Source organism: Streptomyces sp. ID05-39B (assembly GCF_033794725.1).
Taxonomy (GTDB): Bacteria; Actinomycetota; Actinomycetes; order Streptomycetales; family Streptomycetaceae; genus Streptomyces; species Streptomyces bobili.
In genome coordinates, this window is sequence record NZ_JARGEF010000292.1 from 1 (window position 1) to 9,128 (window position 9,128).

Genomic DNA, 9,128 nt, shown 5'->3' on the forward strand with positions numbered 1-9,128 from the left:
CCCCCGCGCAGCGCCCCCGCGAAGATCGAACACCAGCACACAGAAAAAGTGCTTGCACGACCCCGGTAGAATGGCCCCCATGGCCATTCTCCTCGCGCATTAGACGGCGGGAACGTCCTCAGCCGCCCATCCCGCCCCCCATCCGCTCTGGAGTCTGTCCGTGATCTCCGCCTCCGGCATCGAGCTGCGCGCCGGTGCCCGCATCCTCATCGAGAACGCCTCCTTCCGTATCGCCAAGGGCGACCGCATCGGCCTGGTCGGGCGCAACGGCGCCGGCAAGACCACGCTGACCAAGATCCTCGCCGGTGAGGGCATCCCCGCCGGGGGCCAGGTCACCCGTTCCGGCGAGGTCGGCTACCTCCCGCAGGACCCCCGCACCGGAGACCTCGACGTTCTCGCCCGCGACCGGATCCTCTCCGCCCGCGGTCTCGACGTACTGATCCGCAAGATGCGGGAGAACGAGCAGCGCATCGCCAACGGCGCGGGCGCCACCCGCGAGAAGGCGCTCAGGCAGTACGAGCGCCAGGAGACGGAGTTCCTCACCAAGGGCGGGTACTCCGCCGAGGCCGAGGCCTCCACCATCGCCGCCGCGCTCAACCTGCCGGACCGGGTGCTCGGCCAGCCCCTGCACACACTCTCCGGCGGTCAGCGCCGCCGGGTCGAACTGGCCCGGATCCTGTTCTCCGACGCGGACACCCTTCTCCTCGACGAGCCGACGAACCACCTGGACGCCGACTCGATCGCCTGGCTGCGGGACTACCTGAAGACCTACCGCGGCGGCTTCATCGTCATCTCCCACGATGTCGAGCTGGTCGAGACGGTCGTCAACAAGGTGTTCTACCTGGACGCCAACCGCGCCCAGATCGACGTCTACAACATGGGCTGGAAGCTCTACCAGCAGCAGCGCGAGGCCGACGAGAAGCGCCGCAAGCGTGAGCGGCAGAACGCCGAGAAGAAGGCCGCCACGCTGCACTCGCAGGCAGACAAGATGCGCGCCAAGGCCACCAAGACCGTCGCCGCGCAGAACATGGCCCGCCGTGCCGACAAGCTGCTGGCCGGTCTGGACGCCGTACGGAAGGCGGACAAGGTCGCCAAGCTGCGCTTCCCCGAGCCGTCCCCGTGCGGCAAGACCCCGCTGATGGCGGAGGGTCTGTCGAAGTCGTACGGCTCCCTGGAGATCTTCACCGACGTCGACCTGGCCATCGACAAGGGCTCGCGCGTCGTCATCCTCGGCCTCAACGGCGCCGGAAAGACGACCCTTTTGAAGTTGCTCGGTGGCGTCGAGAAGCCCGACACCGGAAACATCATCGAGGGCCACGGCCTCAAGCTCGGCTACTACGCGCAGGAGCACGAGACCCTCGACCCGGAGCGCACGGTCCTGGAGAACATGCGCTCCGCCGCCCCCGACCTGGACCTGGTCGAGGTCCGCAAGACGCTCGGCTCGTTCCTGTTCTCCGGCGACGACGTCGACAAGCCGGCCGGTGTCCTCTCCGGCGGCGAGAAGACCCGCCTCGCGCTCGCGACCCTGGTGGTCTCCTCCGCGAACGTCCTCCTCCTCGACGAGCCGACGAACAACCTCGACCCGGCCAGCCGCGAGGAGATCCTCGGCGCGCTGCAGACCTACAAGGGTGCGGTCGTCCTCGTCACCCACGACGAGGGTGCCGTGCACGCGCTCCAGCCCGAGCGGATCATCCTGCTGCCCGACGGCGTCGAGGACCTGTGGGGCTCCGACTACGCGGACCTCGTCGCCCTGGCGTGACCCAGCCGGCCCGACCGCATGAGTGATCCACGGCGTATGGATCATTCGGCCTACCGGTGATCCATCATCTGTGTGAGATCTCCTCGTATCGAGGTGTGTCCTACATCGATTTCGCGGCCGACCCCTTTGTCGACAGGGGTCGGCCGTCGTGCGTCCCTGACCTGGCACTTCGCGGAAGAACCTGTTCGGCCGTACGAACGCCCGTCGCTGGAATCACTCATTCCGATTGTGGGGACGCGCTCCTGTCGTCAAAACCCTGTCGCACGGACCTTGCCGAATGGGTGGCCATCAGGGCCCGGAGGGGTGATCATGAGGGGACCAGAGCGCACTTCCCATGAGGAGGCACGGGTGGCCGAGACTCTGAAGAAGGGCAGCCGGGTAACCGGCGCCGCGCGCGACAAGCTCGCGGCAGACCTGAAGAAGAAGTACGACTCCGGTGCGAGCATCCGGGCATTGGCCGAGGAGACCGGCCGCTCGTATGGCTTTGTGCACCGGATGCTCAGCGAGTCGGGCGTCACGCTTCGTGGGCGTGGCGGCGCGACACGCGGCAAGAAGGCCGCCTCGTCCTGACCTCGGGCGGCCATCGGCTTCGATGGTGACCACCCGGTCGGTCTTGCGATCGGCCGGGTGGTTACTGTGCAGTCACTTAGCTGACCGCTAGCTGACCGCACTCATCGGAGGCGCCCCATGGCCACACCCGACCAGGAACTCGTTCCCCTGCTCGACAAGGACGGCGTACGTCTCACCGTCGACGACGCACTCGCCACGGTGACGCTGACCAATGCGGCCAAGCGCAACGCGCAGAGCCCTGCGATGTGGCGCACGCTGGCCGAAGCGGGCCGGCAACTGCCGGGCTCCGTCCGTGTGGTCGTGCTGCGCGGTGAGGGCAAGTCCTTCTCCGCCGGCCTCGACCGGCAGATGTTCCTGCCCGAGGGGATCGAGGGCGAGCCGTCCTTCGTCGATCTCGCGCGCAGTGGCGACGCCGAACTCGACGCCGCCATCGCCGAGTTCCAGGAGGGCTTCACCTGGTGGCGACGAGGCGACCTCGTGTCGATCGCCGCCGTCCAGGGCCACGCCATCGGCGCGGGCTTCCAGCTGGCCCTCGCCTGTGACCTGCGCGTCGTCGCCGACGACGTGCAGTTCGCCATGCGCGAGACCAGCCTCGGCCTGGTACCGGACCTCACCGGCACGCACCCCCTCGTCTCCCTCGTGGGCTACGGGCGTGCCGTCGAGATCTGCCTGACCGGCCGCTTCGTCCACGCCCAGGAGGCGGTCGCAACCGGCCTGGCCAACGTCGCCGTGCCCGTCGCCGAACTGGACACCACCGTCCAGGAGCTGGCCGCGGCGATCCTGGCCGCGCCACGCGACGCCGTCGTCGAGACCAAAACGCTGCTGCGCGGCGCCGGCGAGCGGACGTACGACGAGCAGCGTGCGGCGGAGCGCGCCTCCCAGGCCCGCCGCCTGCGGGACCTGGCCGGTCTCGGAGAGTGAACGCGGTGGCGGCGGCGGGTCCGCGGCGTCCGCCAGGTGCTCAGCCCACCGCCGTCACCAGCACGGCCACGGTCGGCTGATCCGTCAGCGCCTCCGACACCGCCGAGCGGACCTGCCGGGCCACCTCCAGCGCCCGGTGGCCCGCGCCCACCGCGATCTCCACGCGCGCGTGGAGCCGCGGCAGGGCGGCCGCCGCGTCCACCTGCCGCTCCTCCAGGCGTACCGCCCGCCCGAGCACATCCGTCAGCGCGGACACCCCGGGCACCGCGAGCGCGGCCTCGGCGGCCCGCGCCTCGTCGCCCTCCCGGGCCGCGCCGGCCGGCCGGCGCGGCCGCCCGGACCCCGGCTCCGGCCGCTCCTCCTGCTGTTCCTCCTGCTTCTCCTCCTGTTCCTGGTCGAGCAGCGCCGTCACCCGCAGGTCCACCTCGGCCACCACCAGCCCGAGCCGGTCCGCCGCCGCGACCGCCAGTGCCGTACGCAGCCGGGACGCGGTCGTGGGCAGCGGTGCGAAGGCCTCCGCCGCGAAGTCCGCCGTCACCCGCAAGGGCCCCGGCGGCAACGCGCTCGGCGGCGCCAAAACCACCGGTTCCTGCGTCCGTTCAGGGTCAGCCACCGCGATCCGCAGCACGCCCAGGCGCACGCCGGGCAGCTCCCGTGCCGCCCGGCGCAGCACCGCCTCCGCCGCCTCCTCCGAGATCCACGCACCGTCCCGCGGCTCACCCAGGGGGAGCAGCCGGCCCATTCCGAGCTGTTCGCGCACCACGCGCGTCCATCTGTCCGCCGTCATTCCTCCAGCCTGCCGCATCCCTGGAGCGAGGTCGGCCCACCGCGCTTACGGTGGCAGAAGGACGACGACCGAAAAGGACGTACGGCGATGACTGAGACGACGGAACAGAACAGGACGCAGCCCCCGGACGGTGGCACGGAGTCGGTGTCGACGCGGAAGGCGACCAGGCGCGGCGGCGGGGACCCGGCGTCCCGCGGACGCACCACCATCGCCGACGGGGTCGTGGAGAAGATCGCCGGACTGGCGGCCCGCGACGTGGTCGGCGTGCACGCGATGGGCAGCGGCATGAGCCGCACCTTCGGCGCGGTGCGCGACCGGGTGCCCGGCGGCACCAAGTCCGTCACCCGCGGCGTCAAGGCCGAGGTCGGTGAGGTGCAGACCGCACTCGACCTGGAGATCGTGGTCGACTACGGCGTGTCCATCACCGAGGTCTCCCGGGACGTGCGCGAGAACGTCATCGCGGCCGTCGAGCGGATGACCGGCCTGGAGGTGGTCGAGGTCAACATCGCGGTCAGCGACGTGAAACTGCCCGAGGACGAGGACGAAGAGCCGGAGTCCCGGCTCCAGTGACATGCCGGCCACCGGGCGACCGGGCCGCTGAGGGGAGTGCACCGTGAACATGGCCGTGGTGGGCATGATCGCCGGCATGGCGCTGGGCTTCGCCGGATACTTCGGCGGGTTCGGGGCCTTCCTGCTGGTGGCGGCGCTGGGCGCCGTCGGCTTCGTCGTCGGGCGGTTCATCGAGGGGGACCTGGAACTCGGCGACTTCTTCCGCACGCGCGACGACCGGCGCCGGTGACGTCGTGACGTCGGCGAGCGAGGGGACCGGCGCCCCCGGCACCCGCCCGTCCGCGGTACCGCCGGGGGAACGGGGCGCCACCCGGATCGCCGACCGGGTCGTGGCGAAGATCGCCGCGCAGGCCGCCCGCGAGGCGGTGGGACCATTGCCGCCCGATGCGGCCCGCCCACACGCCAACGTCGTGGTGCGCCCCCACTCGCGGCCCCCCTCGAGTGGGGGGACCCCCGTCGACGCCGCTCACATCCGCGTCCACCTCGAACTCGGCTACCCGACCGACATCGGTCCGCGCTGCCATGCGGTGCGTCGTCATGTCGCCGAGCGGGTAGGCGAGTTGGTGGGAATGGAGGTGCCGGAAGTCGCCGTCCAGGTCGAACGCCTGCATCTGACGGCGGAGCACGGCGTGGCACACGGGAGGACGCCATGAGCGAGCCCCTGGGCTCCGAGGGCACCACACGACGACTGCCGGTCCTGGACAAGGACAGGACGGCCGAGGACGACGTACCCGAACCCGTACCCGAGCCCGCGCCCGGCAGTGGACGCTTCTGGTCGGCCCGCCGGGTCCCGGCGGCCGTCGTCGCGCTGCTGCTCGCCGCCCTCGCGGGCGTCCTCCTGTACGACATCGCCGCGGTGCGCGCCGACCGGCCGCCCCTGCGGGTCCGCCGGGAGCTGGCACGGCAGCTCGCCGAACGGCCGCTGGACGACGTCTGGGTCCTCGTCGGCGCGGGCGTCGCCGCGGCCCTCGGCCTGTGGCTGATCCTCCTGGCCGTCACGCCGGGCCTGCGCGACGTCCTGCCGATGCGCCGGCCCCACCCCGACGTCCGTGCGGGGCTTCACCGGGGCGCCGCCCAACTGGTGCTGCGCGACCGGGCCATGGAGGTCGCCGGTGTGCAGTCCGTCCACGTCCGCGCCGGGCGGCGCCGCGCCGAGGTGCGCGCGGTCTCCCACTTCCGCGACCTGGACGACGTACGCGCCGACCTGGACGCGGTGCTCGGCGACGCCGTCCGCGGTCTGGGGCTGGTCCGGCCGCCCGCGCTGTCCGTGCGGGTGCGCCGGCCCGGACGGAAGGGATGACGACGATGCTCAGGACCGTCAACCGCGTGGCCCTGGGACTCGTGGGCCTCGTCCTGCTGGCCGTCGGCGGCGCCGTGCTCGCCGTGGGCCTGGGCGCGAACCCGCCCTCCTGGTGGCTCCACGACGGCAAGCACGACGTTCTGCTCAGCACCGCCGAGCGCACCCGGTGGCGGCACGAGGGCTGGTGGTGGCCGACCGTCATCGCCGTGCTGACGGTGCTGGTCCTGCTCGCCCTGTGGTGGCTGGTCGCGGTCCTGCGCCGCCGGCGGCTCGGCGAGGTCCTCGTCGACACCGGCGACGGCGCGGGCGCCCTGCTGCGCGGCCGTGCCCTGGAGGGCGTCCTGGCCGGCGACGCGGCCCGCCTGGACGGCGTGTCCCACAGCCACGTCCACCTCACGGGCCGCAGGGACGCCCCCGAGGCCCACGTACGGCTCCTGCTGGAGCCGCACGTGGACCCGGCCGCGGCCCTGGACCACCTGACGAACGAGGCGCTGGCGCACGCGCGCGATTCGGCGGCGCTGGAGTCGCTTCCCGCGGAGGTCCGCCTGAGGACGGCCAAGCACAAGGCGGAACGGGTGAGCTGACGGCCCGGGGGAGGGCCTCGGTCTCAGAACCCGTGCCGCATCCCGCCGTCCACCGGGACCATGATGCCGGTCAGGTAGGAGGCGGCCGGCGACAGCAGGAAGGCGGCCACCCGCCCGAACTCCTCCGGCGCCCCGTACCGGCGCAGCGGGATTCGCGACTCGTTCGCGGCGCGGGTCGCCTCCGGGTCGGCCGACAGTCCGTCCAGCTCGCGCACCCGGTCCGTGTCGATCCGCGCCGGCAGCACCCCCACCACGCGGATCCCGCGCGGCCCCAGCTCGTCGGAGAGCGACTTGGCGAACCCGGCCAGCCCAGGCCGCAGCCCGTTCGAGACGGTCAGTCCGGGGATCGGCTCGTGCACCGACCCCGACAGCACGAAGCCGATGACACCCCCGGCCTCCAGTTCGGCGGCTGCCGCCCGTGCCAGCCGTACCGCGCCGAGGAACACCGACTCGAACGCCGTCCGCCACTGTTCGTCCGTGATGTCCGCCGCGAAGCCGGGCGGCGGCCCGCCCACGCTCACCAGCACACCGTCGAAGCGGCCGAAGGCGTTGCGCGCGGCGGCGATCAGCCGCGCGGGCGCCTCGGGGTCGGCGTTGTCGACGGCCACCCCGACCGCGTCAGGCCCCAGCGCCTTCGCCGCCTCGGCGGCACGCTCCTCGTCCCGCCCGGTGACGACCACCTTCGCGCCGTCGGCCACCAGCTCGCGCGCGGCGGCGTTGCCGAGACCGCGGGTGGCCCCGGTGACGACGTACACCCGGTCCTTCAGTCCAAGATCCATGGTCCCTATCCTGCCTCCTCGCCCCCGTACAGCATGAGGGCGGTGTTGACGAGGCCGATGTGGCTGAACGCCTGCGGATAGTTCCCGAGGTGGCGGCCGGCCTTCGGGTCGTACTCCTCGGCCAGCAGCCCCACGTCGTTGGCCAGGGCCACCAGACGGTCGAACAGCTCCCGCGCCTCCTGGGTGCGGCCCGTCAGGTGCAGGGCGTCCGCCAGCCAGAACGAGCACGCCAGGAAGGTGCCCTCGTCGCCGGGCAGACCGTCGACGGCCCGCCCGGCGGTGCTGTAGCGGCGCAGCAGACCGCTGTGCCCGAGGTCCTCGCGGACCGCGTCGATGGTGCCGGTCACCCGCGGGTCGTCGGGCGGCAGGAAGCCGACGCGCGGGATGAGCAGCAGGGCGGCGTCCAGTTCGCGCGAGCCGTAGGACTGGGTGAAGGTGTTGCGCTCGGCGTCGTAGCCCTTCTCGCACACCTCGCGGTGCACCTCGTCGCGCAGCGCCCGCCACGCCGCCACGTCGCCGCCGAGGCGCGGGTACCGCTCGACGGTGCTGACCGCCCGGTCGGCGGCCACCCACACCATCACCTTGGAGTGCACGAACTGACGGCGGCCGCCGCGCACCTCCCACAGCCCCTCGTCGGGCTGCCGCCAGTTCTCGCACAGCCAGTTCATCAGCGCGCACTGCAGCGACCAGATGTGCGGCTTGGGTGACAGGCCGGAGGCGCGGGCCAGGGACAGCGAGTCCATCACCTGACCGTAGACGTCCAGTTGGAGCTGGTCGACGGCGCCGTTGCCGATGCGTACGGGGCGGGAGTGCGCGTAGCCGGGCAGCCACGGCAGTTCGCACTCGGGCAGCCGGCGCTCGCCGGCCAGCCCGTACATGATCTGGAGGTCCGCCGGGTCGCCCGCGACGGCGCGCAGCAGCCAGTCGCGCCAGGCCTCGGCCTCCTCCGCGTATCCGGCCGCCAGCAGGGCCCCGAGAGTGAGGGTGGAGTCGCGCAGCCAGCAGTAGCGGTAGTCCCAGTTGCGGACCCCGCCCAGCTCCTCGGGCAGGGACGTGGTGAGCGCGGCGGCGATGCCGCCCGTCGGTTCGTAGGTGAGGGCCTTGAGGGTGATGAGGGAGCGGACCACGGCGTCCCGGTGGGGTCCGTCGTAACGGCAGCGCGCCGACCAGGCCTGCCAGTCATCGACACTGGCCCGCAGCGCGTCGTACGGATCGATGAGCGGCGGGCGCGCGTGGTGCGAGGGGTGCCAGGTCAGCACGAACGCGACCGACTCGCCCGCGGCGACGGTGAACTCCGCGTGGGTGCCGAAGTCCTCGCCCCAGGTGCGCACCTCCGGCTCGCTGCGGAACCACACCGCGTCCGGCCCGGCGATCGCCACCCGGTGGCCGTCGACCCGGCGCATCCACGGGACGACCCAGCCGTAGTCGAAGCGCAGCCGCAGCGTGCTGCGGACGGTGACCCGCCCGCGCACCCCCTCGACGATGCGTACGACGTCGGGGGCGGCATGGCGCTGCGGCATCAGGTCGGTGACGCGGATCGCGCCCTCGTCCGTCTCCCACTCGGTGTCCAGCACGAGCGTGTCGGGGCGGTAGGCGCGGCGGGTGCAGTACTGCCCGTCGGCGTCCTTGGGCGCGATGCGCCAGTGGCCGTTCTGCTCGTCGCCCAGCAGGCGGGCGAAGCAGGCCCCGGAGTCGAAGCGGGGCAGGCACAGCCAGTCGACCGAGCCGTCCATGCCGACCAGGGCCGCGCTCTGTTCGTCGCCGATGACGGCGTAGTCCTCGATGCGGGGGTACACGGGGTGCGGGTTCCCGGCGGCACGGCTGGGCAATCCGGGCGGGGGCCGGGTGGGTGACACGG

Annotated in this window: 11 protein-coding genes; 8 read left to right on the plus strand and 3 right to left on the minus strand. The window is 72.5% G+C overall.

Features of this window, described 5'->3' with window-relative positions; genetic code table 11:
• Positions 1-160: 160 nt before the first annotated feature.
• From P1P75_RS36475 to P1P75_RS36485, 3 genes are all read left to right on the plus strand, one after another.
• Positions 161-1,759 carry an ABC-F family ATP-binding cassette domain-containing protein gene (locus P1P75_RS36475; RefSeq protein WP_319263551.1) on the plus strand — a complete coding sequence of 533 codons (1,599 nt, stop codon included), beginning with the start codon at positions 161-163 and terminating at the stop codon, positions 1,757-1,759.
• Between the two features lie 348 nt (positions 1,760-2,107).
• Positions 2,108-2,329: a helix-turn-helix domain-containing protein gene (locus P1P75_RS36480; RefSeq protein WP_004002281.1), complete on the plus strand. Its 222-nt coding sequence runs from the start codon at positions 2,108-2,110 to the stop codon at positions 2,327-2,329.
• A gap of 117 nt (positions 2,330-2,446) precedes the next feature.
• Entirely contained in the window at positions 2,447-3,250 is an 804-nt protein-coding gene (locus P1P75_RS36485; RefSeq protein WP_319263553.1) for an enoyl-CoA hydratase/isomerase family protein, read from the plus strand.
• Positions 3,251-3,290: 40 nt separating this feature from the next.
• Here P1P75_RS36485 and P1P75_RS36490 read toward each other — a convergent pair whose 3' ends face one another.
• Entirely contained in the window at positions 3,291-4,037 is a 747-nt protein-coding gene (locus tag P1P75_RS36490) for a nucleopolyhedrovirus P10 family protein (protein WP_319263555.1), read from the minus strand.
• An 87-nt stretch (positions 4,038-4,124) separates the two neighbouring features.
• Here P1P75_RS36490 and P1P75_RS36495 point away from each other — a divergent pair, with 87 nt between their 5' ends.
• From P1P75_RS36495 to amaP, 5 genes are read left to right on the plus strand one after another with little or no spacing between them, the layout of a single operon-like run.
• On the plus strand, positions 4,125-4,607 hold the full coding sequence (locus P1P75_RS36495) for an Asp23/Gls24 family envelope stress response protein (protein WP_319263556.1): 483 nt from the start codon (positions 4,125-4,127) through the stop codon (positions 4,605-4,607).
• Positions 4,608-4,650: 43 nt separating this feature from the next.
• The gene (locus P1P75_RS36500) at positions 4,651-4,836 is read left to right on the plus strand and encodes a hypothetical protein (RefSeq protein WP_073499200.1); all 186 of its coding nucleotides are present in this window, start codon (positions 4,651-4,653) and stop codon (positions 4,834-4,836) included.
• A 4-nt stretch (positions 4,837-4,840) separates the two neighbouring features.
• A complete protein-coding gene (locus P1P75_RS36505; protein WP_319263559.1) occupies positions 4,841-5,260 on the plus strand; it encodes an Asp23/Gls24 family envelope stress response protein in 420 nt (139 codons plus the stop codon).
• Complete coding sequence (locus P1P75_RS36510) at positions 5,257-5,907, plus strand: DUF6286 domain-containing protein (protein ID WP_319263561.1); 651 nt, start codon at positions 5,257-5,259, stop codon at positions 5,905-5,907. The genes P1P75_RS36505 and P1P75_RS36510 overlap by 4 nt, the downstream gene beginning before the upstream one ends.
• The gene (amaP, locus tag P1P75_RS36515) at positions 5,904-6,491 is read left to right on the plus strand and encodes an alkaline shock response membrane anchor protein AmaP (protein WP_319263563.1); all 588 of its coding nucleotides are present in this window, start codon (positions 5,904-5,906) and stop codon (positions 6,489-6,491) included. The genes P1P75_RS36510 and amaP overlap by 4 nt, the downstream gene beginning before the upstream one ends.
• A 23-nt stretch (positions 6,492-6,514) precedes the next feature.
• On the opposite strand, the gene P1P75_RS36520 is transcribed toward amaP, so the two are convergent.
• Entirely contained in the window at positions 6,515-7,270 is a 756-nt protein-coding gene (locus P1P75_RS36520; RefSeq protein WP_319263564.1) for an SDR family oxidoreductase, read from the minus strand.
• 5 nt (positions 7,271-7,275) lie between these two features.
• A complete protein-coding gene (locus P1P75_RS36525; RefSeq protein WP_319263566.1) occupies positions 7,276-9,066 on the minus strand; it encodes a glycoside hydrolase family 15 protein in 1,791 nt (596 codons plus the stop codon).
• Between the last annotated feature and the right edge of the window lie 62 nt (positions 9,067-9,128).

Excerpts from the sequence above, each read along its gene's own strand:
- P1P75_RS36485 (WP_319263553.1), top strand. The coding sequence starts at position 2,447 with ATGGCCACACCCGACCAGGAACTCGTTCCCCTGCTCGACAAGGACGGC.
- P1P75_RS36490 (WP_319263555.1), bottom strand. The coding sequence starts at position 4,037 with ATGACGGCGGACAGATGGACGCGCGTGGTGCGCGAACAGCTCGGAATG.
- P1P75_RS36495 (WP_319263556.1), top strand. The coding sequence starts at position 4,125 with ATGACTGAGACGACGGAACAGAACAGGACGCAGCCCCCGGACGGTGGC.
- P1P75_RS36510 (WP_319263561.1), top strand. The coding sequence starts at position 5,257 with ATGAGCGAGCCCCTGGGCTCCGAGGGCACCACACGACGACTGCCGGTC.
- amaP (WP_319263563.1), top strand. The coding sequence starts at position 5,904 with ATGACGACGATGCTCAGGACCGTCAACCGCGTGGCCCTGGGACTCGTG.
- P1P75_RS36520 (WP_319263564.1), bottom strand. The coding sequence starts at position 7,270 with ATGGATCTTGGACTGAAGGACCGGGTGTACGTCGTCACCGGGGCCACC.